At 68.9% G+C, this 26,356-nt stretch carries 22 protein-coding genes, 1 rRNA gene and 1 pseudogene; 12 read left to right on the top strand and 12 right to left on the bottom strand.

All coding sequences use genetic code 11. The features are described from left to right. The first annotated feature begins 42 nt into the window (after positions 1 to 42). The 3 genes from B9C99_RS07470 to B9C99_RS07480 are packed head-to-tail and all read left to right on the top strand — an operon-like array spanning position 43 to position 4,068. Complete coding sequence (locus tag B9C99_RS07470; RefSeq protein WP_088897429.1) at positions 43 to 1,374, top strand: nicotinate phosphoribosyltransferase; 1,332 nt, start codon at positions 43 to 45, stop codon at positions 1,372 to 1,374. A 5-nt stretch (positions 1,375 to 1,379) separates the two neighbouring features. Further along, the gene (locus B9C99_RS07475; protein WP_088897430.1) at positions 1,380 to 1,997 is read left to right on the top strand and encodes a nicotinamidase; all 618 of its coding nucleotides are present in this window, start codon (positions 1,380 to 1,382) and stop codon (positions 1,995 to 1,997) included. A gap of 25 nt (positions 1,998 to 2,022) precedes the next feature. Beyond that, complete coding sequence (locus tag B9C99_RS07480; protein WP_172414889.1) at positions 2,023 to 4,068, top strand: ATP-dependent DNA helicase; 2,046 nt, start codon at positions 2,023 to 2,025, stop codon at positions 4,066 to 4,068. Between the two features lie 4 nt (positions 4,069 to 4,072). On the opposite strand, the gene glgP is transcribed toward B9C99_RS07480, so the two are convergent. Then, a complete protein-coding gene (gene glgP, locus B9C99_RS07485) occupies positions 4,073 to 6,649 on the bottom strand; it encodes an alpha-glucan family phosphorylase (RefSeq protein WP_088897452.1) in 2,577 nt (858 codons plus the stop codon). 496 nt (positions 6,650 to 7,145) lie between these two features. Between glgP and B9C99_RS07490 the strand changes: the two genes are divergently transcribed. The 3 genes from B9C99_RS07490 to B9C99_RS07500 are packed head-to-tail and all read left to right on the top strand — an operon-like array spanning position 7,146 to position 12,848. Further along, positions 7,146 to 9,164 (top strand): maltotransferase domain-containing protein, encoded by a 2,019-nt coding sequence (locus B9C99_RS07490; protein WP_016696452.1) that lies wholly within the window; start codon positions 7,146 to 7,148, stop codon positions 9,162 to 9,164. A 2-nt stretch (positions 9,165 to 9,166) separates the two neighbouring features. Then, complete coding sequence (gene glgB / locus B9C99_RS07495; protein ID WP_172414894.1) at positions 9,167 to 11,371, top strand: 1,4-alpha-glucan branching protein GlgB; 2,205 nt, start codon at positions 9,167 to 9,169, stop codon at positions 11,369 to 11,371. Positions 11,372 to 11,399: 28 nt separating this feature from the next. Further along, positions 11,400 to 12,848, top strand: coding sequence for a neutral zinc metallopeptidase (locus B9C99_RS07500; protein WP_088897433.1), 1,449 nt, complete (start codon positions 11,400 to 11,402; stop codon positions 12,846 to 12,848). A 58-nt stretch (positions 12,849 to 12,906) separates the two neighbouring features. On the opposite strand, the pseudogene B9C99_RS07505 reads toward B9C99_RS07500, so the two are convergent. The 3 genes and pseudogenes from B9C99_RS07505 to B9C99_RS07515 all read right to left on the bottom strand — a co-directional run bounded on the left by B9C99_RS07505 (position 12,907) and on the right by B9C99_RS07515 (position 15,567). Continuing rightward, positions 12,907 to 13,796 (bottom strand): annotated as a pseudogene (locus B9C99_RS07505) (tetratricopeptide repeat protein). A 115-nt stretch (positions 13,797 to 13,911) separates the two neighbouring features. After that, positions 13,912 to 14,271, bottom strand: a complete 360-nt coding sequence (locus B9C99_RS07510; protein WP_016696456.1) for a DUF3817 domain-containing protein — start codon at positions 14,269 to 14,271, stop codon at positions 13,912 to 13,914. Between the two features lie 105 nt (positions 14,272 to 14,376). Next, positions 14,377 to 15,567: an acetyl-CoA C-acetyltransferase gene (locus B9C99_RS07515; protein WP_088897434.1), complete on the bottom strand. Its 1,191-nt coding sequence runs from the start codon at positions 15,565 to 15,567 to the stop codon at positions 14,377 to 14,379. Positions 15,568 to 15,671: 104 nt separating this feature from the next. On the opposite strand from B9C99_RS07515, the gene mce reads away from it, so the two are divergent. The 4 genes from mce (at position 15,672) to B9C99_RS07535 (ending at position 19,190) form a co-directional block, all read left to right on the top strand. After that, positions 15,672 to 16,157: a methylmalonyl-CoA epimerase gene (mce, locus tag B9C99_RS07520; protein WP_016694038.1), complete on the top strand. Its 486-nt coding sequence runs from the start codon at positions 15,672 to 15,674 to the stop codon at positions 16,155 to 16,157. A gap of 83 nt (positions 16,158 to 16,240) precedes the next feature. Beyond that, entirely contained in the window at positions 16,241 to 17,497 is a 1,257-nt protein-coding gene (locus tag B9C99_RS07525) for a hypothetical protein (protein WP_088897435.1), read from the top strand. Between the two features lie 55 nt (positions 17,498 to 17,552). Then, positions 17,553 to 18,608, top strand: coding sequence for a MerR family transcriptional regulator (locus tag B9C99_RS07530; RefSeq protein WP_088897436.1), 1,056 nt, complete (start codon positions 17,553 to 17,555; stop codon positions 18,606 to 18,608). A 72-nt stretch (positions 18,609 to 18,680) separates the two neighbouring features. Then, on the top strand, positions 18,681 to 19,190 hold the full coding sequence (locus B9C99_RS07535) for a hypothetical protein (protein WP_088897437.1): 510 nt from the start codon (positions 18,681 to 18,683) through the stop codon (positions 19,188 to 19,190). A gap of 40 nt (positions 19,191 to 19,230) precedes the next feature. Here the strand turns inward: B9C99_RS07535 and B9C99_RS07540 are convergent, their stop codons facing one another. Beyond that, positions 19,231 to 19,821: a TetR/AcrR family transcriptional regulator gene (locus tag B9C99_RS07540; protein WP_088897438.1), complete on the bottom strand. Its 591-nt coding sequence runs from the start codon at positions 19,819 to 19,821 to the stop codon at positions 19,231 to 19,233. Between the two features lie 150 nt (positions 19,822 to 19,971). On the opposite strand from B9C99_RS07540, the gene B9C99_RS07545 reads away from it, so the two are divergent. Beyond that, the gene (locus B9C99_RS07545; protein ID WP_202400108.1) at positions 19,972 to 20,223 is read left to right on the top strand and encodes a hypothetical protein; all 252 of its coding nucleotides are present in this window, start codon (positions 19,972 to 19,974) and stop codon (positions 20,221 to 20,223) included. Here B9C99_RS07545 and B9C99_RS07550 read toward each other — a convergent pair. Both B9C99_RS07550 and nucS read right to left on the bottom strand, forming a co-directional pair. Then, complete coding sequence (locus tag B9C99_RS07550) at positions 20,220 to 20,543, bottom strand: ATP/GTP-binding protein (RefSeq protein WP_088897439.1); 324 nt, start codon at positions 20,541 to 20,543, stop codon at positions 20,220 to 20,222. The genes B9C99_RS07545 and B9C99_RS07550 overlap by 4 nt on opposite strands. A 2-nt stretch (positions 20,544 to 20,545) precedes the next feature. Next, on the bottom strand, positions 20,546 to 21,220 hold the full coding sequence (nucS, locus tag B9C99_RS07555) for an endonuclease NucS (protein ID WP_006554723.1): 675 nt from the start codon (positions 21,218 to 21,220) through the stop codon (positions 20,546 to 20,548). Between the two features lie 42 nt (positions 21,221 to 21,262). On the opposite strand from nucS, the gene B9C99_RS07560 reads away from it, so the two are divergent. Further along, entirely contained in the window at positions 21,263 to 22,810 is a 1,548-nt protein-coding gene (locus B9C99_RS07560; RefSeq protein WP_088897440.1) for an adenylate/guanylate cyclase domain-containing protein, read from the top strand. Between the two features lie 9 nt (positions 22,811 to 22,819). Here B9C99_RS07560 and ehuA read toward each other — a convergent pair whose 3' ends face one another. From ehuA to rrf, 5 genes are all read right to left on the bottom strand, one after another. Beyond that, positions 22,820 to 23,584, bottom strand: coding sequence for an ectoine/hydroxyectoine ABC transporter ATP-binding protein EhuA (ehuA, locus tag B9C99_RS07565; protein WP_172414895.1), 765 nt, complete (start codon positions 23,582 to 23,584; stop codon positions 22,820 to 22,822). Positions 23,585 to 23,645: 61 nt separating this feature from the next. Then, positions 23,646 to 24,290 carry an ectoine/hydroxyectoine ABC transporter permease subunit EhuD gene (gene ehuD, locus B9C99_RS07570; protein ID WP_088897442.1) on the bottom strand — a complete coding sequence of 215 codons (645 nt, stop codon included), beginning with the start codon at positions 24,288 to 24,290 and terminating at the stop codon, positions 23,646 to 23,648. Continuing rightward, positions 24,287 to 25,021 (bottom strand): ectoine/hydroxyectoine ABC transporter permease subunit EhuC, encoded by a 735-nt coding sequence (ehuC, locus tag B9C99_RS07575; RefSeq protein WP_039586825.1) that lies wholly within the window; start codon positions 25,019 to 25,021, stop codon positions 24,287 to 24,289. Before ehuC ends, ehuD begins: the two co-directional genes overlap by 4 nt. A 16-nt stretch (positions 25,022 to 25,037) precedes the next feature. Then, a complete protein-coding gene (gene ehuB / locus B9C99_RS07580) occupies positions 25,038 to 25,931 on the bottom strand; it encodes an ectoine/hydroxyectoine ABC transporter substrate-binding protein EhuB (RefSeq protein ID WP_039586823.1) in 894 nt (297 codons plus the stop codon). 305 nt (positions 25,932 to 26,236) lie between these two features. Next, positions 26,237 to 26,353: ribosomal RNA gene (rrf, locus tag B9C99_RS07585) — 5S ribosomal RNA — on the bottom strand. Between the last annotated feature and the right edge of the window lie 3 nt (positions 26,354 to 26,356).

The following is a 26,356-nucleotide window of genomic DNA, read 5'->3' on the forward strand; positions in this document are numbered from 1 at the left end:
GCGAAAAACCCGCCTCGGAGGGCGTGGCTCTACAGTGATCGGGTGCCCGAAGCCATTCACCGTGCCGGTCGTCCCGGTACCGCATTGTTCACGGACAAGTACGAGTTGACCATGCTCGAGGCTGCCCTGGCGGACGGCACGGGCGACCGCCCGTGCGTCTTCGAGGTCTTCGCCCGGCGCCTTCCCCCGGGCAGGCGGTACGGCGTCGTCGCAGGCACCGCACGGTTGATCGAGGCACTCGGATCGTTCCGGTTCGACGAGGCCGAACTCGAACTGGCCGCCGGTTTCCTGGCTCCGCGGACCGTCGAGTGGCTGCGCGACTTCCGGTTCTCCGGCGACATCGACGGCTACCGCGAGGGCGACTTCTACTTCCCGGGTTCGCCGATCCTGTCGGTGAGCGGCACCTTCGCCGAGTGCGTGCTGCTCGAGACGCTGACGCTGTCGATCTTCAACCACGACAGTGCGATCGCCTCGGCCGCGGCGCGGATGGTGAGTGTGGCCGACGGCCGCGCGCTCATCGAAATGGGTTCACGGCGCACCCACGAGGAAGCGGCGGTCGCCGCGGCGCGCGCCGCCTATCTCGCGGGCTTCGACTCGACATCCAATCTGCAGGCCGCGCAACGGTACGGCATCCCCGCGGCGGGTACCGCCGCGCACGCGTTCACCCTGCTGCACACCACGACGGCCGGCCGCGACGAGGCGTCCGCCTTCCGTAGCCAGGTCGAGAGCCTCGGCGTGGGCACGACCCTGCTGGTGGACACCTACGACATCACCGAGGGCGTGAACACGGCGATCGCGGTGGCCGGCCCCGAACTCGGTGGCGTGCGGATCGATTCGGGCGATCTCGGTGTGCTTGCCCGCCAGGTGCGCGAACAGCTCGACGGACTCGGCGCGACCCGCACGAAGATCGTGATGTCCGGTGATCTCGACGAATACGGGATCGCGGGTCTGCGCGCCGAGCCGGTCGACGGCTACGGGGTGGGCACGTCGCTGGTCACCGGGTCGGGGGCGCCGACGGCGGGCATGGTCTTCAAGCTCGTGGAGGTCGACGGCATCCCGGTCGAGAAGCGCAGTGCGTCGAAGGAGTCCCGAGGGGGCGCGAAGCGGGCCGTCCGGTACGCGCGGAGGACGGGCACGTTCGTCGAGGAGGTCGTGTACCCGGCCCGCGCCGAGCAGGTCCCGCCGGGCGAGGGTTCGCAGGTCCACGAACTGATGATCCCGCTGGTCCGCGGCGGCGAGGCGGTCGGCGATCTGCCTACCCTGGAGGAGAGCCGGGAGTACCTCCGGCAGGGCATGGTGCGTCTGCCGTGGGAGGGCCTGACGCTCTCGGCCGGGGATCCCGCCATCCCCACCCGCTTCGTCCGTGAGGGGTGAGTGCCATGCGCGCACTGCTGGTGGTCGACGTCCAGAACGACTTCTGCGAGGGCGGTTCGCTCGCCGTGGAGGGCGGCTCGCGGGTGGCGTCCGACATCACCCGGTTCCTGCAGGCGCGCGGTGACGAGTACGCGCACATCGTCGCGACCCGCGACCACCACGTCGATCCCGGGGACCATTTCTCTCCCGAACCCGATTTCGTCGACTCGTGGCCGCCGCACTGCCGGGCAGGGACGCCGGGCGCGGACTTCCACCCGGAGCTGACCACGGACCGGTTCGAGGCCGTCTTCTCCAAGGGTGCCGACGACGCCGCCTATTCGGGCTTCGAAGGAACCGACGACGAGGGCACGACGTTGGCGTCGTGGCTGCGCGACCGCGGCGTGACGGACGTCGACATCGTCGGGATCGCCACCGACCACTGCGTGCGGGCCACCGCGCTCGACGCGATCGAGGAGGGTTTCGGCGCCCAGGTGCTGCTGCCCTACACCGCGGGGGTGTCGGAGACGACGATCCGCCCCGCCCTCGAGCGGATGCGCGAGGCCGGTGTCGAGCTGGTCACCGACCTTCCCGGCGTCACCGATATCACCGAAGTCACAGGTAGCGGGGCCGCAGGCCGAAGGTGACGGTGGGGACCGATACCCTGTGCCGGTGCCGGATCTCCCCGAAGTCCCAGAATTGCTGCGAACCGCGGTGCACGCGCTGGGCGGTAAGGAGCGGCGCAACCAGCTGACGATGGCCTCGGCCGTCGCGCACAGCATCGACACCGGCGAACACCTCGCCGTGCAGGCCGGCACGGGTACCGGCAAGTCGTTGGCCTATCTCGTGCCGAGCATCCGGTACGCGGTGAAGACGGGCCGCACCGTGGTGGTCTCCACCGCGACCATCGCCTTGCAGCGGCAGCTCGTCGAACGCGACCTGCCACGACTCGCCGACGCCCTCGCCGGTTCGCTCGGCCGGCGCCCGCGTTTCGCGATCCTCAAGGGTCGCGGAAACTACCTGTGCCTGAACAAGATCCATACCGGTCTCGCCGAGGAGACGCCCGACGCCGAGTTGTTCGACGCGTTCGCCCTCTCGCGCATCGGCCGCGAGGTGCGGCGGGTGACGGAGTGGTCGTCCACCACCGAGACCGGCGACCGCGACGACCTGTCCCCCGGCGTCTCCGATCAGGCCTGGCGTCAGCTGTCCGTCACCGCGCGCGAATGCCTCGGCAAGTCGCGGTGCCCGGTGGGAGAAGACTGCTTCGCCGAGATCGCGCGCGCCGAGGCCGCGCAGGTCGACGTGGTCGTCACCAACCACGCGCTGCTCGCCATCGATGCGATCACCGGCATCTCGATCCTGCCCGAGCACGATGTCGTGGTCGTCGACGAGGCCCACGAACTCGTCGATCGGATCACGAACGTCGCCACCGCCGAGTTGTCGCCGGGCACGGTGTCGGCGGCCGCGCGGCGCTGCGTCAAGCTCGTCGAGGACGAGGAGATCGACCGGCTCGACGGTGCCGCCGAGAACTGGGAGTCGTTCCTCGAAGAACTACCGGCGGGTCGCTGGGACGAGCTGCCCGAGGGCGCCGCGGCCGCGCTGGCCTCGATCCGCGATGCCGCCTGGGCCGTGCACACGGCGATCGGACCGGCCAAGCCCGGCACCGATCCCGAGGTCGCCGCGGCCCGCAGTCAGGCGCTCGCGGAGATCGACGAGGTGCACGACTGCGCGGTCCGGGTGCTGACGACCTTCGAGCAGCGAGACCCTTCGCAGCGACCCGACGTCGTGTGGCTCGCCGCCGACGAGTTCCGCGGCAACGTGCGCCGCACCGTGCGGGTCGCGCCGCTGTCGGTCGGTGGGTTGTTGCGCAGCCGGTTGTTCGGTGAGTCCACCGTCATCCTCACCTCCGCGACCCTCACGGTCGGCGGGTCGTTCGACGGACTCGCGGTCAACTGGGGTCTGCCGCCGCAGTCGCCGGCCCGCAGCGACACCACCTCCGCCTCCGGTGCCGAACCTCCGTCCGACAAGGGCGATCTCGCGTGGAACGGGATCGATGTGGGGTCGCCCTTCGATCACGCGAAGGCGGGCATCCTCTACATCGCGAAGCATCTGACGCCACCCGGCCGCGACGGTCTGCCGCCCTCGCATCTCGACGAGATCGCCGAACTCGTCACCGCCGCCGAAGGGCGCACCCTCGGGTTGTTCTCCTCGATGCGCGCCGCGAAGGCCGCCACCGAGGCACTGCGCGAGCGTCTCGACACACCGATCCTGTGCCAGGGCGACGACGCGACCGGCGCGCTGGTCGAGAAGTTCGCAGCCGACGAGGCGACGAGCCTGTTCGGCACCCTGTCGCTGTGGCAGGGTGTCGACGTTCCGGGCCCGTCGCTGTCGCTGGTGATCATCGACCGCATTCCGTTCCCCCGCCCCGACGATCCGCTGCTGGTCGCCCGGCAACGCGCCGTGGAGGCTCGCGGCGGCAACGGGTTCATGGCGGTCGCCGCCAACCACGCCGCGCTGCTGCTGGCGCAGGGTGTCGGGCGTCTGCTGCGCAGCACCGACGACCGGGGCGTGGTGGCGGTGCTCGACTCGCGTCTGGCGACCGCGCGGTACGGCGGTTATCTGCGTGCGTCGCTGCCGCCGTTCTGGGAGACGGCCGATCCGGCGGTGGTCCGCCGGGCACTCACGCGTCTGCGCGGCCGAGCACCCGGCGGGTCCTGATCTCCTACGGGAGCGCGACCATGCCGAGTTCGGCGGGTGAGGCGAGCAGCCCGTGCCTGGGCAGTACCCTCACCGTGTAGCCGACGGCGCCGGCGAGCGGCAGCGGCACGGTCGCGGTGAACTCCTCCCCCAGAGGGTCGGTACCGATGTGCTCCATCGCCACGGTGACGGGGTCGCCGATCGTGTCGTCGGAGCCCACGCGCCCGACCACGGCCTGCACCTCGACGTCCTCCGGGGTCAGGTCGCCGAGCTGGACGTGCGCGGTCAGCCCCAGCGGCAGGCCGATCTGCGGCACGTCCGGGATCGGCGTCGAATCGACCTGCGCGACACGCACTCCCGGCCACGACGCCTCGATGCGGTGCCGGTAGTCGGCCAGCGCCCGCGCGCCCGCGTAGTCGTCGGCGGTCACCTTCGCGGCCGCCGCGGCCGCGGGGATGTAGTAGTCGACGGCGTAGTCGCGCACCATGCGCGAGGCGAGCACCTTCGGGCCGAGATTCTCGAGCGTGTGGCGCACCATCTCGATCCAGCGGGCCGGCGCCCCGTCGGAGTCACGGTCGTAGAAGCGCGGCAGCACCGAACGTTCGAGCAACTCGTACAACGCGGCGGCCTCGAGATCGTCGCGACGGGTGTCGTCGACACCGTCGGCGGTGGGGATGGCCCAGCCGTTCTCGCCGTCGAACATCTCGTCCCACCATCCGTCGCGGATGGACAGGTTGAGACCGCCGTTGAGAGCCGACTTCATGCCCGACGTGCCGCACGCCTCGAGCGGGCGCAGCGGGTTGTTCAGCCACACATCGCAACCCCAGTACAGATAGCGGGCCATCGACATGTCGTAGTTGGGCAGGAAGACGATGCGGTGCCGCACGTCGTACTCGTCGGCGAACCGCACGACCTGCTGGATGAGCGCCTTGCCGCCGTCGTCGGCGGGGTGGCTCTTGCCGGCGACGACGAGCTGCACGGGCCGTTCGTCGTCGAGCAGCAGCGCGCGCAGCCGTTCGGGGTCGCGCAGCATCAGGGTGAGGCGCTTGTAGGTGGGCACGCGCCGCGCGAACCCGACGGTGAGCACGTTCGGATCGAAGACCGACTCGATCCAGCCGAGTTCGGCTTCGGTGGCGCCGCGTTCGAGCCACGCCTCGCGCAGCCGGCGACGCACCTCGGCGACGAGCTGCGCGCGCAACGTGTTGCGGGTCGACCACAGTTCCTTGCGGTCGATGGTCTGGAGCAGTTCCCAGCCGCGGGCCTCCTCGACCCGGTCGGGTCCGGCGAGGCGGTTGGCGAGCGCGATCCATTCGCGCGCGGCCCAGGTGGGGGCGTGGACACCGTTGGTGACCGAGCCGATGGGCACCTCGGCGGCGTCGAATCCGGGCCACAGTCCTTCGAACATGCCGCGGCTGACCTCGCCGTGCAGCTTCGACACGCCGTTGCAGCGCTGGCCGAGGCGCAGACCGAGATGGGCCATGTTGAACACGTTCGGGTTGCTCTCGCGTCCGAGCGCGAGGATGCGGTCGACGGTGAGGCCGGGCAGCAGTGCCGACTCGTTCTCGCCGTTGGTGCCCGAGAAGTAGTGGCGCACGAGATCGATCGGGAAGCGGTCGATACCCGCGGGCACGGGGGTGTGGGTGGTGAAGACCGTGCCGGCCCGCACGGCGGCGAGCGCTTCGTCGAAGTCGAGTCCGGCGCCGGTGACGAGTTCGCGGATGCGTTCGGCGCCGAGGAAACCCGCGTGTCCCTCGTTCATGTGGAAGACGTCGGGGTCGGGCAGACCGTGGATGCGCGTGTAGGCGCGCACCGCGCGGACACCGCCGACGCCGGCGAGGATCTCCTGCTTGATGCGGTGGTCCTGGTCGCCGCCGTAGAGGCGGTCGGTGACCCCGCACAGCTCCTCGTCGTTGGAGGGGATGTCGGAGTCGAGCAGCAGCAGCGGGACGCGCCCGACCTGGGCGATCCAGATCCGCGCGTCGAGTGTGCGTCCGCCCGGCACGGCGACCTGCACGAGCGCGGCGGTGCCGTCGGCCTCGGTGAGCAGTCGCAGCGGCAGGCCCTGCGGGTCGTAGGAGGGGTAGTGCTCCATCTGCCAGCCGTCGGCGCTGAGCGACTGCCGGAAGTAGCCGGACCGGTAGAGCAGGCCGACGCCGATGAGCGGCAGGCCGAGATCGGAGGCGGCCTTGAGGTGGTCGCCGGCGAGGATTCCGAGGCCGCCGGAGTAGTTCGGCAGCACCTCGGTGACACCGAACTCCATGGAGAAATAGGCGATGCCGGCGGGCAGTGTCGTGCCGCGCTCCTGCTGTTCCTGGAACCAGCGGGGGCGGGTGAGGTAGTGCTCGAGGTCGGCGGCGGCGGCGTCGAGGCGGGCGAGGAAGTCGCCGTCCTCGGCGAGCGCGTCGAGGCGGGCCGGCGGCACCTCGCCGAGCAGCCGGACGGGGTCGTTGCTGCACCGGCGCCACAGGTCCGGGTCGACCGATTCGAACAGGTCCTGGGTCTGCGGGTGCCAGGACCATCGGAGGTTGGCCGTCAGAGCTCCCAGCGCAGCCAGCCGCTCGGGAAGATGGGCTCGTACGGTGAACCGGCGCAGTGCTTTCACGGGGAGCACACTACCGACCGACCGCGCTTCGTGACGGCCGGGCGGCGGATCTCACGTGCCCGGATCCACGCCGGTCGCGGACGGGATCGCCCGGCACACGGAGAGGCCCCGCGGCGTGCACACCGCGGGGCCTTCTCTCCTGTGGCCGACCCCCCGTCGGCCGGTGGACTCAGAGTCCGCCGAGGAGCAGGTGCAGCAGGTCTCCGACGACTCCGATCAGACCGGCAACCAGACCCATGTGTTCTTCCCTTCGTCGTGCCCCCGAGGAGGCTGTTGTTGTCTTGCAGAACAAACAGTAGGGAGCGGGGTGTTGCCGTCCGGTCAATTGAAGTGAACGGTGAGTTACAGATAATTTCGGTGCTGCAGAGGGGATTCTTCGCGGGTCCCGCTGCATGCACAGCCGCGCGGCGCGACCTCCATTACGGTGGTTCGAGACACGGTCGTTGCCCCCATCGGCCCTGCTCGTCCACCCGGACCCGCACGGAACGGAGCTAGCGTGACAGGTCGGCTCGCCATCGACGACGTACAACCCTCCATCGACGGAGGGCGTTATCCGACGAAGGCGGTCGTCGGGGAGGTGGTGCCGGTCTCCGCTGTCGTGTGGCGTGAGGGCCACGACGCGATCGCCGCGACACTCGCCGTCCGAGGACCGGCCGACGATCCCGAATCCGCGGGCAGGCTGGTGCGGATCCCGATGGTCCCGGGCACCGAACCCGACACCTTCCACGCCACCTTCTCCCCCACGAGCGTCGGCGCGTGGACCTACCGGGTCGAGGCGTGGAGCGACCCGGTCGCGACCTGGCGCCACGCGGTCACCGCGAAGACCGACGCCGGGCAGGACGCCACCGAACTCGCGAACGATCTCGAGGTCGGCGCACGGATCTTCGAGAAGGCCGCGAAGGGCGCACCGCGCGGCAACCGTCCCGCTCTGCTCGCGGTCGCTGCGTCCCTGCGGTCCGACCGTCCGCTGGCCGAGCGCGTCGCTCCGGCCTTCTCCCCCGACGTCACCGAGATCCTCCGCGCCCATCCCCTCCGCGAGCTGGTCACCCGCGGAAAGGCGTTCACGGCGTTCGCCGATCGCCGCCGCGCGCTGTTCGGTTCCTGGTACGAGTTCTTCCCCCGGTCCACCGGCGGCTGGCACGAGGACGGAACCCCGCGGCACGGCACCTTCGCCACGGCCGCCGCCGATCTGCCGCGCATCGCGGCGATGGGATTCGACGTCGTCTACCTCCCCCCGATCCACCCGATCGGCAAGGTCAACCGCAAGGGACCGAACAACACCCTCGTCGCCGGCCCGGACGACGTCGGGTCGCCCTGGGCGATCGGTTCCGACGAGGGCGGTCACGACGCCATCCATCCCGAACTCGGCACCGAGCAGGACTTCCGCGATTTCGTCGCCCGAGCGAAGGAACTCGAGCTCGAGGTCGCCCTCGATCTCGCCCTGCAGTGCGCCCCCGACCACCCGTGGGCCCGGGAGCATCCGGAATGGTTCACCGTGCTGCCCGACGGCACGATCGCGTACGCGGAGAACCCGCCCAAGAAGTACCAGGACATCTATCCGATCAACTTCGACGACGACCCCGAGGGCATCTACGCCGAGGTCCTGCGCGTGGTCCGGCACTGGATCCGGTTGGGCGTCGACATCTTCCGCGTCGACAATCCGCACACCAAGCCCCCGAACTTCTGGGAGCAGCTCATCGCCGAGATCAAGCGCACCGATCCCGACGTGCTGTTCCTGTCGGAGGCCTTCACCCGGCCCGCCCGCATGTACGGGCTCGCGCGACGCGGATTCACGCAGTCCTACACGTATTTCACGTGGCGGGTCGCGAAATGGGAGCTCACCGAGTTCGGTACCGAGCTCGCCGCGAAGGCCGACGAGGCCAGGCCGAACCTGTTCGTCAACACCCCCGACATCCTGCACGAGACGCTGCAGCACGGCGGGCCCGGCATGTTCGCGCTGCGTGCGGCGCTCGCCGCCACCCTGGCTCCCTCGTGGGGCGTGTACTCGGGATACGAACTGTTCGAGCACCTCGCGGTGCGGCCGGGCAGCGAGGAGTACCTCGACTCGGAGAAGTACCAGTTGCGGCCGCGCCGATACGACGAGGCCCGCCGGCGCGGCGAGTCGCTCGAACCGTGGCTGACCACCCTCAACCGCATCCGGCGCGCGCATCCGGCCTTGCAGCAGCTGCGCAACATCACCTTCCACCACGTCGACAACGACGCGCTGATCGCCTATTCGAAGTTCGATCCGTCCACCGGAGACTGCGTGCTCACGGTGATCAACCTCAACCCCTACGGGGCCGAACAGGGCACGGTCTGGCTCGACATGCCGGCGATCGGACACGACTGGCACGACCACTTCCCCGTTTACGACGAGGTGAGTGGGGAACAGTACTCGTGGGGACAGGCCAACTACGTGCGCCTCGAGCCGTGGCGGGCGGTGGCACACATCCTGGTCCTGCCCCCGATCGGCATCCCCACCCGCACAACGCTCGCCTACAGGAGGCAGTCGTGACCGTGCCGCCCCAGACGCCGGGCGCCGATGTTCCGCGCCGGCGCCACAGCCCGCGACCGGAGGACCTCGACCTGCTCGCCGCCGGCGAGCACCACGATCCGCACGCGGTGCTCGGGGCCCATCCGCATCCGGAGGGGACGGTCATCCGGGCACTGCGCCCCGGGGCCGAGAAGGTCGCCGCCCGCATCGGGGGTCGCGACCATCCGCTCGAACCCGTGGGCGAGGACGTCTTCAGCGCCCTGATCCCGGTCTTCGATCTCGCCGACTACCGGCTCGTGGTGACCTATCCGTTCGATCACGTCGAGGTCGTCGCGGACGGCTACCGCTTCATGCCGACGCTGGGCGAACTCGACCGTCACCTGCTGAGCGAAGGCCGGCACGAACGGCTGTGGGAGGTGCTCGGCGCCCATCCGCGGACCTACGAGACCCCGGACGGCCCGGTGACGGGCACGTCCTTCGCCGTGTGGGCGCCGGGCGCACGCGGGGTCACCGTCACCGGCGACTTCGACGGCTGGGGCGGACGCACCGCCCCGATGCGGGTGCTCGGCTCGAGCGGCGTCTGGGAGGTCTTCGTTCCCGGCATCGAACCGGGCGCGCTGTACAAGTACCGGGTGCACGGCCGCGACGGATCCGTCCGCGACAAGGCCGATCCGATGGCGTTCGCCACCGAGGTGCCGCCCGCAACCGCGTCGAAGGTCACCGAGAGCCGCTACACCTGGAACGACGACGACTGGGTCGCGACCCGCGAGAAGGCGCAGCCCTGGCAGGAACCGATGGCGGTCTACGAGGTGCACCTCGGTTCGTGGCGCCCGGGCCTGAACTACGTCGAACTCGCCGATCAGCTGGCCGAGTACATCCTCGAGACCGGATTCACGCACGTCGAGCTGCTGCCGGTCGCCGAGCATCCCTTCGGCGGGTCGTGGGGCTACCAGGTCACCTCCTACTACGCCCCCACCTCCCGGTTCGGCACACCCGACGAGTTCCGCGCGTTCGTCGACCGTCTCCACGCCGCCGGGATCGGCGTGATCATGGACTGGGTGCCCGCCCACTTCCCCAAGGACGAGTGGGCGCTCGCGCGCTTCGATGGCAGCCCCCAGTACGAACATCCCGATCCGCGCCGCGGTGAACAGCTGGACTGGGGCACCTACGTCTTCGACTACGGCCGCCCCGAGGTGCGGAACTTCCTCGTCGCCAACGCCCTGTACTGGATCGAGGAGTTCCACATCGACGGTCTGCGCGTCGACGCCGTGGCCTCGATGTTGTATCTCGACTACTCGCGCCCCGAGGGCGGCTGGACGCCGAACATCTACGGCGGGCGTGAGAACCTCGAGGCCGTCGCGTTCCTGCAGGAACTCAACGCCACCGTCCACAAGCACTATCCGGGGATCGTGACGGTCGCGGAGGAATCGACCTCCTGGCCGGGCGTGACCCGCTCGACGAACGTCGGCGGGCTCGGGTTCAGCATGAAGTGGAACATGGGCTGGATGCACGACACCCTCGGCTATCTCGGCCGCGATCCCGTGCACCGCACCTATCACCACCACGAGATCACGTTCTCGCTCGTGTACGCGTGGAGCGAGAACTTCGTGCTCCCCATCAGCCACGACGAGGTCGTCCACGGCAAGGGCACGCTGTGGACGCGACTGCCGGGCGACGACGCCACACGCGCCGCCGGCCTGCGCTCGATGCTCGCCTACATGTGGGCCCATCCCGGCAAGCAGTTGCTGTTCATGGGCCAGGAGTTCGGGCAGGTCGCCGAGTGGTCCGAAGAACGCGGCCTCGACTGGTGGCAGCTCGACGAACCGCTCCACGCCGGTATCCACCGGCTGGTGTGCGATCTCAACGGCATCTACCGCTCGCACCCGGCGCTCTACACGCTCGACACCACGCCCGGCGGATACTCGTGGATCGACGCCAACGATGCGCACAACAACGTCCTGTCGTTCCTGCGCTACGGCAGCGACGGCTCGGTGGTCGCGTGCCTGCACAACTTTTCGGGCACCACCTACGCCGACTATCGTGTCGGATTGCCCGAACCGGGCACGTGGGAGGAAGTCCTCAACACGGACGCGACCGCCTACCAGGGCAACGGAGCGGGCAACTTCGGCGCCGTGGAGGCGGACGAACATTCGTGGCACGGGCGTCCCGCCTCGGCTCGGGTGACCTTGCCTGCGCACGGCGCCATCTGGTTGTCGTTGCGGAGGTGACGCTGCCCGACGACAGGAGCACAACGACATGCGACGGACGCACCGGTTCGCGCGACTGGTGGTGCCCGCACTGACCGTCGTCCTGCTGGCGGGATGCGCCCAGCGGATCGAAGGAACGGCGGTGTCGATCTACGACAACCCCTTCACCGTGGCGGGGCTGCCCGTCACCTCCGGGGCGTCGGGTCCACGCAGCGGGGTGCCCGATGCGGACATCGAGATCGAGAACACCGACGGCGGTCCCGTCGACGTCCTGGCCGGCAACGCGATCGCCGACATCGAGGAGTATTGGCGTCAGGAGTTCGCGTCGGTCGCCCGGGGCACCTTCCGCCCGGTCGAGACGATCGTGTCGTGGGATCCGTCCGAGCGCCGGGGTCCGCGTTTCTGCGGCAAACCCACCTACGACTTCATCAACGCGGCCTACTGCAGCGGGGGTGACGAGATCGGATGGGACCGCACCTACCTCATGCCGCAGCTCATCGACAGCTTCGGGCCGATGGCCGCGGTGACGGTCCTCGCCCACGAGTACGGGCACGCCGTCCAGCACACGGCGGGGCTGGTCGCCGAGGACGATCCCGGCATCGTGTTCGAGCAGCAGGCCGACTGTTTCGCCGGTGCCTTCATGCGGCACGTCGCGGAGGGCCGCTCGACGCACTTCCAGCTCGACACCTCCGACGGGCTGAACAACGTGCTCGCGTCGATGGTGCTCTTCCGCGACGCCGATCCGAACGATCCCGACTCGATCCACGGTTCGGCCTTCGAACGCGTGACGGCCGTGCAGATCGGGTTCACCGACGGGGCCGGCTCGTGTGCGCGCATCGATTCCGCCGAGATCGAGTCGCGCCGCGCCGACCTGCCGCAGTACTACGACTCCGCCGACGACGGCGAGCTACCGGTCACCGGCGAGTCGGTCGAGGCGATCTTCGAGTCGTTCCACCAGGTCTTCGACCTCGACGCCCTGCCGCAACTCGATCTGTCGGGCGCCGACCTCGGGTGCTCGGACGCCCGGGCCACCTCACCGGTGTCGTACTGCCCCGCGACGAACACCGTGGGCGTCGACATGGAGGCACTGAGTGAGCGCGGTACGGCCGCCCCGCCGGGAAGCGGATTCGATCCCGGTGTCCGCGGCGACTACAACGCCTACGTGCTCGTCGCCTCCCGCTACGCCCTCGCGGTGCAGAAGGAAGCCGGCCAGTCGCTCACCGAGCCGCGCACGGCCCTGCGGGCGGCCTGTCTGTCCGGGGTGATCAGTGCCGCGCTGAGCCCCGACAGCACCCTCGCCTCGAACGTCGACCCGAGCCAGGTGCTCGTGTGGCTGTCCCCCGGCGACCTCGACGAAGCGGTCTCGGGTCTGCTCACCGACGGACTGGCGGCGAGCGACGTCAACGGCAACACGGTGCCGAGCGGATTCGCCCGGGTGGATGCCTTCCGCACCGGCGTCCTCGGCGGCGAGGCCGCCTGCACCGGCCGTTACCGCTGAGACGACACCGGCCGCCCACCACGAGTGGTGAGCGGCCGGGCCGACGGATGCGTAGGGATCAGTAGAGGGCCATCGCGAGCTTGCGACGCGACGACACCACGACCGGATCCGCGGCGTCGAACAGTTCGAACAGTTCGAGGAGCCGGGTGCGTGCCGCGGTGCGTTCGCCCCGGCGCTGCGGCGCACGAACTCGATGAGACGACCGAAGGCCGCCTCCGGCTGCTGCGCGAACAGTTCGGCGTCGGCCGCCGTGAACTGGGCTTCGAGGTCGTTCGGAGCGGCATCGGCGCGCTCGATCGCATCCTCGGGGACCGTGCTCGCGCGGGCCAGGAAACGCACCTGACGCAGCGCGGCCTGCGCCTCGGTGTTGTTCGGCTCGGAGTTCAGGACGAGCTGGTAGGCCGCCTCGGCGCCCTCGAAGTCGCCGTTCTCGAGCGCCTGCTCGGCGGCCTCGAAACGCGGGTCGGCAGGCTGTTCCTCCGGTTCGGCGCCGGGAGGGCCGGACAGCTTGCCTGCGACGGCGTTCCGGATGGCGTCGAGCCACTGACGCAACGCGGGCTCGGGCTGCACGCCCTGGAAGTCGGCGAGCGGCTGGCCGGCCGCGATCGCGACGACCGTGGGCACCGACTGGACGCCGAAGGCCTGCGCGATCCGCGGGTTGGCGTCGACGTCGACCTTCGCGAGGACCCACGCGCCGTTCGCTTCGTTCGCGAGCTTCTCGAGAACGGGCGAGAGCTGCTTGCACGGCTCGCACCAGGTCGCCCACAGGTCGACGATCACGGGCACCTGCGTCGACCGCTGCAGCACCTCGGTTTCGAATGTCGCTTCGGTGACGTCCACGATCGGGGCGATGGCAGCGGGTGCGGCGCCGTCGCCCCCGGACGGAGGCGGAGGCGGCGGCGCGGAGGCCCTCTCCTTGAGCGGTGAGAGATCCACCGCGCCGGACATCGCCGCGGCGACGGCGGCAGAACGTGCTGGACGGGAACCGGGTCGAGTCACGTCCACCAGTTTGTCACGAGTGGTCCGAATCGTGCTGCGCGGACCGGGGGACGCAGCCGTGAGATCAGACGGTCGCGGTGACGTCCTCGCGGGTCGCCGGAGCGGACAGCTCTCCGAGGCGACCGGTACGCACGGCCCAGCGCTCGAAGACGATCGTGCCGAACGGGGGCACGCTCGACACGAGGGCGAGGAAGGTCGTCTTGAGATCCCACTTCAGCGACCACGCCGTGAGGAGCGCGATGAGCACGAACGGGATGAAACCGGCCACGCCGTGCACCATGCCCGGGATCGCGATGGCCTCTTCGTAGCCGAGCACCCACTTGAAGAACATGGCGATCAGGAGGGCGAGCCAGGTCACCGCCTCCCAGATCGCGATCAGCCGGAATCGTTTCGCGGGCGTGGACACGTCGAGGATGTTGGTCATGCGGCCATTGTGCCGAAAGGCCTACGACAAGCCGTAGTTCAGTGAGAGACATCACGGCCCCGGCATGCTTGCGCCGGGGCCGTGATCATGCTCTCGGGAAGAGGGTCAGTTCTTGGGCACCCGCACGATGAGCGCGTCGCCCTGGCCGCCACCACCGCACAGGGCGGCAGCGCCGACGCCACCGCCGCGGCGCTTCAGCTCGAGCGCCAGGTGCAGCACGATGCGCGCACCCGACATGCCGAGCGGGTGGCCGAGCGCGATCGCACCGCCGTTGACGTTCACCTTCGCCGGATCGATGCCCAGCTCACGGGCCGAGACGATGCCGACGGCGGCGAACGCCTCGTTGATCTCGACGAGGTCGAGGTCCTTCGGGTCGACGCCCTCGCGCTCGCAGGCCTTGGCGATCGCCCGGGCCGGCTGCGACTGCAGGGTCGAGTCCGGTCCGGCGACGACGCCGTGACGGCCGATCTCGGCGATCCAGCTCAGCCCGAGCTCGGTGGCCTTGGCCTTGCTCATCACGACGACCGCGGCGGCACCGTCGGAGATCTGCGAGGCCGACCCGGCGGTGACGGTGCCGTCCTTCGAGAAGGCCGGACGCAGCGAGCCGAGCGACTCGGCGGTGGTCTCCGGGCGGATGCCCTCGTCGGCGGCGAAGACGATCGGGTCGCCCTTGCGCTGCTTGATCGACACCGGCACGACCTCGTCCTCGAACAGGCCGTCCTTCCAGGCACGGGCAGCGTTCTGGTGCGAGGCGGCGGCGAAGGCGTCCTGCTCCTCGCGGGAGACGAAGCGGTCGCCGGAGTTGGCCGACTCGGTGAGGTTGCCCATCGCCTGGTCGGTGAAGATGTCGTGCAGGCCGTCGTAGGCCATGTGGTCGCGCAGGGTCACGTCGCCGTACTTGAAGCCGGCGCGGGACTTCTCGAGCATGTGCGGGGCCTGGCTCATCGACTCCTGGCCGCCGGCGACGACGACGTCGAACTCGCCCGCGCGGATCAGCTGGTCGGCCATCGCGATCGCGTTGATGCCCGACAGACACACCTTGTTGATCGTCAGCGCCGGCACATCCATCGGGATGCCGGCGGCGACGGCCGCCTGACGGGCCGGGATCTGGCCGGCGCCGGCGGTGAGCACCTGGCCCATGATGACGTATTCGACCTGTTCAGGAGCCACGCCGGCGCGCTCGAGTGCGCCCTTGATCGCCACGCCACCGAGATCCGATCCGGAGAAATCCTTGAGCGAACCCTGCAGGCGCCCCATGGGCGTCCGGGCTCCGGCGACGATGACAGAACTGCTCACGGGACATTCCTCCGAAAGATCGGCATGTGATCGGAAAACTCCACTCGGATATTCACCTGAATCCCGATAGGAGTGCACTCAACGGTACCGCTACCGTCTAGAGCATGACCGAGACCTCTCCCACATCCACTCCGGCGGCGTCCGTTCTCGCTTCCGGACTCGTCACCGCCATCGATCACGTCGGCATCGCGGTACCCGACCTCGATGCCGCTCTCACCTGGTACGCCGAGAACCTCGGCCTCGTGTCCACCCACGAGGAAGTCAACGAGGAGCAGGGCGTGCGCGAGGCGATGCTGGCCGTTCCGGGGACCCCCGAAGGGTCCACCATGATCCAGCTGCTCGCCCCGCTGAACGAGAACTCCACGATCGCGAAGTTCATCGACCGCAACGGACCGGGCCTGCAGCAGCTCGCCTACCGCGTCTCCGACATCGACGCCGTCTCCACGGCGCTGCGCGAGCGCGGCGTCCGGTTGCTGTACGACGCTCCCCGTCGCGGTACCGCCGATTCGCGCATCAACTTCCTGCATCCGAAGGACGCGGGCGGCGTCCTCGTCGAGCTCGTCGAGCCGGCGGCACATCCCGCTCACTGACGGCCGTTCCGGTGCGCTCCCGAAGACGGATGGGGCGGGAGCGCACCCGGGTCGTACCCGCAGGGACCGGGTAGATTGTCTCCATGGTCTTCGATCGTGATCGCGCACCCAGCCACCTGCCGTTCTCCATCGTGCGGAAGGGCTTCGACCGCGACGAGGTGACCAACTACTTCGCACGGTTCGAGGCCGAGCTGCGCGTGACCGCCACCGACCGCGACGCTGCTGCCGCGCAGGCCCGCGATCTGGCCCGTCAGCTCGAGAACGCCCGCAACGAGATCGACGAACTGCGCAAGGACGTCGACCGTCTGTCGGTGCCTCCCACCACCGCCGAGGGTATGAGCGACCGCATCTCGCGGATGCTGCGTCTCGCCTCCGACGAGGCCTCCGAGCTGCGTGCCCGCGCCGAGGCCGACGCCGCCGAGATGATCTCGCTGGCGGAGCAGGAGGGCATCCGCCTCCGGGGCGATTACGAGAAGAAGCTCGCCGAACTCGAGGACACCCGCATCGCCTTCGCGGCCGAGCACGAGCGGACGATGACCGCGGCCCGCGCCGAGGCCGAGCGGATCGTGGCCGCTGCCCGCGCCGAGGCCGAGCGACTCGACGCCGAGGCAGAGGCCAAGCGCGAGCAGGTGCAGCAGGACTTCGAGATCACGATGTCCGAGCGCCGCACGAAGTTGCTCGGCGCCCTCGACGAACTCGAACGGACGAGCAAGGCCGAGGCCGAACGTCGTGTCGAGGAGGCCACGCAGGAAGCCGAACGGCGGCTCACCCGCGCTACCGAACAGTCCGAGCGGAAGGTCGCCAACGCGCGCGACCTCACGGAGGAACTCCGCGTGCTGCGGGGACGCATCCTCGGCCAGCTCGACGCCGTTCGCGAGCAGCTCGACGACGTCCCCACGCTGCTCGCGGCGATCAACCGCGAAGGCGAACTGCTCGATCGGGAGATCTCCCTCGACGAGCCCCGCACGACCGTCCTCGGCACGGCGCGCGACAAGCAAGGCAGCGACAAGCAGGGCGGCGACAAGCAGGGTTCGGACGACGAGAGCCCGGAGGAGCCGGCATCCGTCAAGGCCGACGCGAAGGCGGACAAGACCGCGCCGCTGCCGCAGACCGACAAGACCACGCCCCTGCCGCAGGCCGACCGGACGGTGCGTATCCCGAAGAGCGATGCCCCCGGCTCGGCCTCCGGCCCGAACTCGGCCGGGCAGCCGAACACCGGCGGGCAGGGATCGCAGTCCACTCCGCGTACGCCGAACGCCTCGGCACCGCATCGCTCCCCCTCCGTCGGTGCCGGTGCGCAGGGTCGCTCCCCCGCCGTGGCCAGCAAGGTCCGCAACTGACGATCGGTAGCCGTCGGCTTGACCTTCGAGTCGGTCGAAGCTTCATGATGGGCCGGTGACCGACCCGGAGATGATGTCGATCGGCGTGTTCGCCGAACTCGTCGGACTGACCGCGAGCGCATTGCGGTTCTACGACGACGCCGACCTGTTGCGCCCCGCGCACGTCGATCCCTCGACGGGATACCGGTTCTACTGCCGGTCCCAGGTCCCGCGCGCCTGCCGGCTGCGGCAGTTGCGGGAGATCGGAATGCCGCTGCCCGCCATCGGCGAGTTCTTCGCCGCCGACGCGGACGAGGCAGTGCGACTGCTCGACGACCACGTTGCGGGGATGACCTCGGAGGCCGACAGGCTCCGACGGGCCGCCGAGACCCTCGGCGCGTCCCTACGTGCCGAATCACGCCGCGTGGTCTGCACGGTGCCGGGACCCGTCCTCGCCGGGGCCGTCGATCAGGTCTCCGCCTCCACCGGTCACGACCCCGACATCCCGGTGCTGAACGGCGTGCACATGGAAACCGGATCCGGCTGCGTGAGGTTGACCGCCACCGACCGGTACCGGCTCGCCACCCGGACGCTCGTGCCCACCGATCCGATCTGCCCGTCCTGGGCCGGCACACTCGCCGGCGACGATCTGCGGGTCGCGACCTCCCGGCTCCGGTGCAGCCCGTCGGTGATCGTCGAAGCGGATGAGCGGGCGGTCACCTTCCGCACCTCCGCCGGTGACGTCCTCCACTGCCGTCTGCTTCCCGAGCCGTTCCCCGACCACCGACTCCTCCTGGACTCGCTCCCCGCGGTGACGCAGCGGGTCGCCCTCGGCAAACGCCGCGTGGTGACAGTGCTCGAGCAGCGAGCACCGGAGACCGTCGGCCTACGGACCTCCCCCGACCGGCCGGTCCTGGTGTTCCCCGACGGGGACGAGGTGCCGCTCGACGGTACGGCCACCGGACCGGAGCTGACGATCTGGTTCGACCTGGTCACCGTGTATCCGGCATGGAGTCACGCGCTCGGCGACGACCTGATGCTCGACGTGCGCGGTCCCGATCTGCCGGTCACCGTCCGATCGGCCGACGACGGGGATCTCACCACGCTCGTCATGCCGCGCAGTGCCCCCTGACACAGCGCCCCCTGACACAGCGTTCTCCGATACAGCGCCCCCGCATTCGCCGAACACCTCGACAGGAGTCTCATGTCCACCTCCCCCTCGACACCCGATCCCACGATGGACGCGATCGGCGCAGCGGTCCTCCGCGGCCGCGACGGCGACACCGAGTCGGCCCGGCGTGACCTGCTGTCCCTGTGGGAGCGGATCGGTGCGGCGGGCGACGCGTTCCATCGCTGCACGCTCGCGCACTATCTCGCCGACCTGTACGACGATCCCGCCGAGTCCCTGGTCTGGGATGTCCGCGCCCTCGACGCTGCCGATGCCCTCACCGACGAGCGTGCCCGGGAACACCACGACGCCCTCCGGGTCGCGGGCTTCTATCCGAGCCTGCACCTGAACCTGGCCGACGACTTCCGACGCCTCGGATCGTTCCGAGTGGCCGCGGAACATCTCGACCGCGCGCAGGACCACCTGTCCGCGCTCCCCGACGATCCCTACGGCGACACCATCCGCACGGCCGTGCACGAGGTGCGACAGGCGATCGCCGACCGCGACACCACACCACGAGCGTCCGCACCGGGCACCGCCCGCTGAGGCGCGGAACGGACGCGCCGGTTCGACCGGCAGCGGCCGTCTATGCCCGGTTCCCGTAGGCGGCCATGAACATGTCGATCAGGCCGTCGATCGCGTGTTCGTCGACAGGCCGGGGTGTCAACAACCAGCGGTAGTAGAGGGTTCCGCACAGCACTTCCGCGGGATACTCCAGATCCGCGCCGGGGACGAGTTCACCGTTGCGCTGGGCTCGCAGGATCCGATCGTAGGTGCGCTGTTCGACCGTGGACAGGAACCGTTCGTACAACGTGACCCGGAGTTGTGGGTCCGCTTGGGCCTCGGCGATGACGGCTCGGTAGACGGGTCCGATCGGCGGCGTGGACAGGGCGTGGCACGAGCGCACGAACTGCTCGTGCAGGTCCGATCTGATGTCCCCGTCCGTGCGGTAATCCAGATCGCTGACCCACACGAGGCCGAGCGCGTCGAGCAGGAGCGCTGCGATGGACGGCCAGCGCCGGTAGATCGTGTGCTTCCCGACTCCGGCCCGTCGTGCGACCGCTTCGATGCTCAGCCCCGCGTAACCGACCTCGGCCGCGAGTTCGAGCGCCGCATGCAGCAGCTCTCGGGTGCGCGCAGCGCCGCGGCGCCGCGGGCCGGCGGGCGAATCGGTCATACCCGCCATTCTATCGACACGCTCCGTGCCGTTGACGGTCACCGAAATCGGGAGCATGATTCTCGCCATCGACACACACCGTACCGATAGTTCGACGCAGTATCTCGGGTGCAACCGACCCTCACCGACAGAGGAGACGCCGTGAAGACCATGACCTGCCGACAGCTGGGTGGCCCCTGCGACCTGGAGCTCAGCGGAGAGACCGCCGACGAGATCATCAAGGCACAGGATCGTCATCTGCGCGATGCCGCTCGAGGTGGCGACGCGACCCATCAGCCGGCACACGAACAGATGAAAGGACGCTGGCGGCACCCGATCAAAGCGATGGGGTGGTACCGCGACGTCAAGAAGGCGTTCGCCGACCTTCCCCGAGGCGACGGCCGAACGGCGACCGGACGCTAGGACCAGCGTCGCGTGGGGCGGCGGGTCCCGCGTCCCGACCAGCATCCGCTGTGCCAGTGCCGCCGGTCCTCCGCACCGCCGAGCGCATCGGTGGGCCACGCGACGACATGGGGTGTTCCCGGCGCGATCTCGTGATCGCATCCCGGGCACCGGTACGGCTTGGTGGCACGCGAACCCGGCACGGTGCGCACGGTGAAGCGTTCCCCTTCGGCCCCCGCGGGACCGTTCTCGGTGCGCACCGTCGCCCCGAAGTAGGTCGGGGATTCGTCGGCCGCCCCGCCGCGCTTGCGGCCGGTGCGGGATCTGTTGCGGCGCGGCACGATCAGAACAATCTGAACTCGGTGCTCTCGGTGCCCCGCAGCGCCTCGTAGTCGAGCACGAGGCAGCGGATGCCGCGGTCCGTGGCCAGCGTCCGTGCCTGCGGCTTGATCTGCTGAGCCGCGAACACGCCGCTGACGGGAGCGAGCAACGGATCCCGGTTGAGCAGTTCGAGATAACGGGTGAGCTGCTCCACGCCGTCGATCTCGCCGCGACGCTTCACCTCCACGGCGACGGTCGCTCCGTCGGCATCGCGGCACAACAGGTCCACAGGGCCGATCGCCGTGGGGTATTCGCGCCGGATGAGGGTGAAGCCCGTCCCGAGGGTCTCGACGTGCTCGGCGAGAAGTTCCTGCAGGTGCGCCTCGACACCGTCCTTGATCAGACCGGGGTCGACACCGAGTTCGTGGCTCGAATCGTGGTCGATCTCTTCGAGAGTGATGCGCAGCTGCTCGCCCGCCTTGTTGGTGACCACCCACAGGGCCTCGGCGTCCTCGACGGACTCCTCCTCGAGCCAGCAGGGTGGGCTCATCCAGTTCAGGGGCTTGTAGGCACGGTCGTCGGCGTGGACGCTCACCGAACCGTCGGATTTGACGAGGAGGAGACGTCGGGCCGTCGGCAGATGAGCCGTCAGGCGTCCGATGTAGTCCACACGGCAACGGGCAATCACAAGACGCACACAGCCACCCTAGAGGATCGACTCGACTAGTCTCGAACGACCATGCCCGCACGCAGTCACCGCACGGCCCCGCTCGGATCGGCGATCCTGGGAGAGCCTGCCGAACCGATCCGACGGCAACGCATCAGGATCCAGACCCTGTTGACGTTCTCGCTGATCGGTACGCATCTCGTCGGTGCCCTGATCGTGGCCGCTCTCATCAACGTCGTGATCCCGGGCCCGTCGGTACTGACCTCCGATTTCCTCATCGTGACCGCGATCCTCGCTCCGGTCTACGTGGTCTCGGCCGTCGTGGTCGGTTCGGTGCTCGGCACCCGGGCGACGCTCCGCAGGCTGCGGTGGGCGCTGGAGAACCGCCCGCCCACCCCGCAGGAACAGCGGATCGCGTTGCGGATGCCCTGGCGTACCACCCTCCAGCAGGGAGCGCTGTGGTTCATCGGGTTGATCCTGTTCACCGTCGGGTTCGGGGTCATCGACCCGCAGACGATCCCGAAGGTCGCGCTGACCATCACTCTGGCCGGCGTCACGGTATGCGGATTCGCGTACATGTTCACCGATTTCGCGCTGCGCCCCATCGCGGCGCGTGCGCTCGAGGTCGGGACGCCTCGTCGCCCGCGACTGGCCGGCACCACCGGACGGGTGATGCTCGCATGGGCCCTGGGCAGCGCCGTGCCCGTCGTCGGTCTGCTGTTCATCGCGGTGTTCAGCTTCATCCGTCCCGTCACGCCCACGCGACTGGCGATCACCATCCTCGCCATCGGCGGACTCGGTCTGCTCACCGGCTCGCTGCTGATGTTCCTCACCATCCGGTCGACGATCGCGCCGATCGAATCGGTGCGCGCCGGGATGCAACGCATCGCGTCGGGCGACTTCGACACCGCGGTCGTCGTCTACGACGGAACCGAATTGGGACAGTTGCAGACGGGATTCAACCGGATGGCCGAAGGCCTGCGCGAACGGGAGAAGCTGCGCGACGTATTCGGCCGCCATGTCGGACGGGAGGTCGCGGCCGCGGCGCTGGCCAATCCCGGTGTCCTCGGCGGTGAGGAACGGGACGTCGCAGTGTTGTTCGTCGACATCGTCGGGTCCACCGCGTTGGCCGCGAGTCGCCCGCCGACCGAGGTGGTGGCGCTGCTCAACCGTTTCTTCGCGGTCGTCGTCGAAGAAGTGCACGCGGCCGAAGGATTCGTCAACAAGTTCGAGGGCGATGCAGCGCTCGCGATCTTCGGGGCGCCGGTCGCCCTCGACAACGCCGCCGGCTCCGCGCTCGGCGCCGCGAGAAGGATGGCGCGACGCCTCGCCGACGAAGTGCCGGAGTGTCGCGCGGGTATCGGGGTCACGGCAGGTCGCGCGGTCGCCGGGAACATCGGCGCGCAGGAACGCTTCGAGTACACCGTGATCGGCGATCCGGTCAACGAAGCGGCGAGACTGTCCGATCTCGCGAAGACCGTTCCGGGTTACGTCGCGGCGTCGGCCCGCACCGTGCAGCTCGCTCCCGAGGACGAACGCGCACGGTGGGAGCTGGGTGAGGAAATCACCCTGCGCGGCCGCTCCGAGCCGACGCGCCTGGCGATTCCGCGCGCGGACTGACGGCCGGCCTCACTCCCCCGCCAGCACCGCGTCGAGGAACTTGCGAGTGCGTTCCTCACGGGGACTGGTGAAGATGCGCTCGGGCGGCCCCTCCTCCACGATGCGTCCCTGATCGAACATCAGCACTCGATCGGAGACGTCGCGGGCGAAGTGCATCTCGTGCGTCACGATGAGCATCGTGATGTCGGTCGTCTCGGCGATCGTCCGCAGCACGTCCAGCACGTCGGCGACGAGTTCGGGGTCGAGGGCCGAGGTGACCTCGTCGAGCAGCAGGATCTCCGGATCCATCGCGAGGGCACGGGCGATCGCGACCCGCTGCTGCTGACCACCCGACAGCTGCGTGGGATGGGCGGTCTCCTTGTCGGACAGACCGACCATCGCGAGCAACTCCCGCGCACGGTCGCGTGCCTCGGCCTTGCTGCGACCGAGGACGTGGACCGGAGCCTCGGTGAGGTTCTCCATCACGTTCATGTTGGGGAACAGGTTGAACTGCTGGAAGACCATCCCGATGCTGCGACGCATCGTCCTCAGGTAGCGCTCGGAGGCCGGGACGAGACGCGTCCCCTTGCGTTCGTGGCTCAGTGGTTCGCCCTTGACCCACACCACGCCGTCGTCGATCTTCTCGAGGGTCATGAGCAGGCGCAGGATGGTCGTCTTGCCCGAACCGCTCGGTCCGATCAACGTGACCCGTTCCCCCGGGGCGACGGTGAAATCCAAGTGGTCGAGGACCACATGATTACCGAATTGCTTGACCACGGAGTCGAAACGGATCATGGATCCGTCGGAGCTGGCCGCGGGCAGCGAGTCGCCGTCGGCACCGGCTTCCTTGTGCATCTCAATAGGCAAGGCGACGCTCCAATCGGCGGACGAGCAACGACGTCGGGTAGCTGGCGATGAGGAAGATCAGGCCGGCCAGCGTGAGCGGCTCGAGGTACTGAAAGTTGCGCGCACCGAACTGCTGGGCCGCGGTCACCATCTCCACGACGGAGATCGTGAACAGGAACGGGGTGTCCTTGAACAGCGACACCGCGTAGTTGCCCAGCGCGGGCACGACACGGCGCACGGCCTGCGGCAGGATCACCGCACGCCACGTACGCATCGGCGACAACGACAGGGCGCGGCACGCCTCCCATTGTCCCTTCGGCACCGCGTCGATGCCCGCCCGGTACACCTCGGCCATGTAGGTCGAGTAATGGATCCCCAGTACCGCGATGCCGATCTGCAGCGCACTGAACTGCGGGAGCAGGTAGTAGACGAACAGCAGCTGCACCACGAGCGGGGTGAGCCGGATGAACTGGACGACGGCGGACAGCGCCGTCGCGAGCACCTTCGGCAACGAGCGACGGGCGACGGCCACGACCAGCCCCAGCACCGCAGCGACCACGAATCCGAGGACCGTGGCCAGCAGGGTGATCCGAAATCCTTCGAGCAGTACCGGAAGCGCGTCGGCCGCGCGTTCCCAACTCCAGTCGACGGTCATGAGCGTGCCCCCAACGGCTGATCGAAGACCGGGGCGAGCCCGAAGATCTCACGCAGAGTGGGACCGGTCCCGAGTCGGCTCTTCGCCCGCACCTCGAGCGCATTCATCAGCAGCGTCAGCAGATAGCCGAGCACGAAGTACAGCACCAACCCCACGCCGAACGCGAAGATGGTGTCGCCGCTTCCTCTACGGAGCTGCTCGATCTGGAACGTGAGGTCCTGCAGGAGGATATAGCTCGCCAGTGCCGTTCCCTTGAGCAACTGGATGAGCAGATTCGTCAGCGGCGGGATCATCTCGGCCCAGGCCTGCGGGAAGATCACTCGTCGCATGCGCTGCCAGTAACCGAAATTCAGCGCCGTCGCCGCCTCCAGTTGCGGCTTGGGCACCGACGCGATCGCACCGCGCACCACCTCCGCTCCGTAGGCGCCGTAGTTGAGCGACAGGGCGAGGATCCCGCACACGATCGATTCGAGCCGGAACCCGAACAACGGAAGGACATAGAAGAACCAGAACAGCTGGACGAGAAGCGACGTGCCGCGGAAGAACTCGATGAACACCCGCGCACTGCCGCGCAGGGCGAGGTTCTTCGCGCCTGCCGCCAGTCCGAGGGCCACGGCGAGCAGGAACGCGAAGACCGCACTCCCCACGGTCAGTTCGACGGTGACGAGCAGACCGTCGAACAGTTGCGGGAAGGAGTTCCACAGCAGTTCGATCTTGGAACCGAAATCCATTACGACGCAGCCGAGATCAGGAAACGCCCTCGCAGAGCATCTCGGTCGTCAGCCCCGGATCGGGCATCTCCGCCTCCGTGAACCCGAACTCGCCGACGATCGACAGGTACTTCTGCGGGTCGGACGTGATCTTCGCGAGTTCCTCGTTGTAGGCGTCGCGCAGTTCGGTGTCCTCCTTGCGGAAGACCGTTCCGCCGGCGCCCACCTGAGGCACCCCGTCGATCTCCGCGACGAACGACTCGGTGACGTCGACGGGTGCACCCTCGTTGTTCTGCTTCATCCAGTTCAGGGAGATACCCGTCAGCGCGAAGACGTCGGCGCGTCCGTTGACGACGGCATCCATCCCGTCCTGGGGAGACGCCACCTGCATCGCGTCGATGCCGAGCGCAGAGGCGTAGTCGGCTTCGATCGCGCCGGTCATGACCGCCATCCGGACGCCGCTCTCGGCGATCGACTGCATGTCGGCGAGCTGTTCCGGATTGCCCTGCGGGACCATGAGCGCAGTGGTGTAGTTGAACTCCGGCTCGCTGAACAGTGCCTGTTCGCAACGCTGCGGCAGGATCGACATGCCGGCACTGACGACATCGAACCGTCCGGCCTGCAGGCCGGGAATGAGCGCACCGAAGTCGGTGGCCACACCTTCGACGTTGTCGATGCCGAGGTTCTTGAAGATCTCGCGGTGCAGAGCGACGGTGGCGCCGGTGAGTTCGCCGTCCTGCATGAAGCTGTAGGGCGCCTCACCGGCGAAACCGACGGTGACGGTGCCTTCCTGCTGGAGTCGTTCGAGGGTCGAACCCTCGCTGTCGGTGTCGACGCTCGTACATCCTGTGACGGCCGCGCCGATGAGTCCCAGTCCCGCGATCACCGCCGTGAACTTGCCGGCGGTACCCGTAGTCGATCGATTCGTCATCGTCTCGCCCCTCCTCGTCGTCGACGAGAACGCCCCCGACAGGCGCTCACACGCCGAACCCACACGAACCGTGCGATCGTGCATGAGCGGACGTTACCGGCATAAGTAGGCATAGCCTGGAACAGAGCGTGTTTGTTACGAGGTCGTGATCCGCTGGGCGCCGGCGATCGGAGCGGGCGTACCGTACCCGAAAAGCGTTCGGAGCGTAAGGACTTTCCCGTGAGGTGGGATCCCCCGACAGGTCCGGGGAGAACCCGGAGAACACGAAAGGGGACCCACAGTGTGGGTCCCCTTTCGGAACGGGTGTTCGGCGGTGTCCTACTCTCCCACACCCTGTCGAGTGCAGTACCATCGGCGCAGACAGGCTTAGCTTCCGGGTTCGGAATGGGACCGGGCGTTTCCCTGTCGCTATGGCCGCCGTAACT

The organism is Rhodococcus sp. BUPNP1, assembly GCF_002215235.1.
Lineage (GTDB): Bacteria > Actinomycetota > Actinomycetes > Mycobacteriales > Mycobacteriaceae > Rhodococcus.

Bases quoted from the DNA above. Each gene is read 5' to 3' on its own strand.
- mce (WP_016694038.1), top strand. From the start codon at position 15,672: ATGACCGAGACCTCTCCCACATCCACTCCGGCGGCGTCCGTTCTCGCT.
- ehuA (WP_172414895.1), bottom strand. From the start codon at position 23,584: ATGATCCGTTTCGACTCCGTGGTCAAGCAATTCGGTAATCATGTGGTC.
- B9C99_RS07535 (WP_088897437.1), top strand. From the start codon at position 18,681: ATGTCCACCTCCCCCTCGACACCCGATCCCACGATGGACGCGATCGGC.
- B9C99_RS07560 (WP_088897440.1), top strand. From the start codon at position 21,263: ATGCCCGCACGCAGTCACCGCACGGCCCCGCTCGGATCGGCGATCCTG.
- ehuD (WP_088897442.1), bottom strand. From the start codon at position 24,290: ATGACCGTCGACTGGAGTTGGGAACGCGCGGCCGACGCGCTTCCGGTA.
- B9C99_RS07540 (WP_088897438.1), bottom strand. From the start codon at position 19,821: ATGACCGATTCGCCCGCCGGCCCGCGGCGCCGCGGCGCTGCGCGCACC.
- B9C99_RS07510 (WP_016696456.1), bottom strand. From the start codon at position 14,271: ATGACCAACATCCTCGACGTGTCCACGCCCGCGAAACGATTCCGGCTG.
- ehuC (WP_039586825.1), bottom strand. From the start codon at position 25,021: ATGGATTTCGGTTCCAAGATCGAACTGCTGTGGAACTCCTTCCCGCAA.
- B9C99_RS07500 (WP_088897433.1), top strand. From the start codon at position 11,400: ATGCGACGGACGCACCGGTTCGCGCGACTGGTGGTGCCCGCACTGACC.
- ehuB (WP_039586823.1), bottom strand. From the start codon at position 25,931: ATGACGAATCGATCGACTACGGGTACCGCCGGCAAGTTCACGGCGGTG.
- B9C99_RS07475 (WP_088897430.1), top strand. From the start codon at position 1,380: ATGCGCGCACTGCTGGTGGTCGACGTCCAGAACGACTTCTGCGAGGGC.
- B9C99_RS07545 (WP_202400108.1), top strand. From the start codon at position 19,972: ATGACCTGCCGACAGCTGGGTGGCCCCTGCGACCTGGAGCTCAGCGGA.
- B9C99_RS07525 (WP_088897435.1), top strand. From the start codon at position 16,241: ATGGTCTTCGATCGTGATCGCGCACCCAGCCACCTGCCGTTCTCCATC.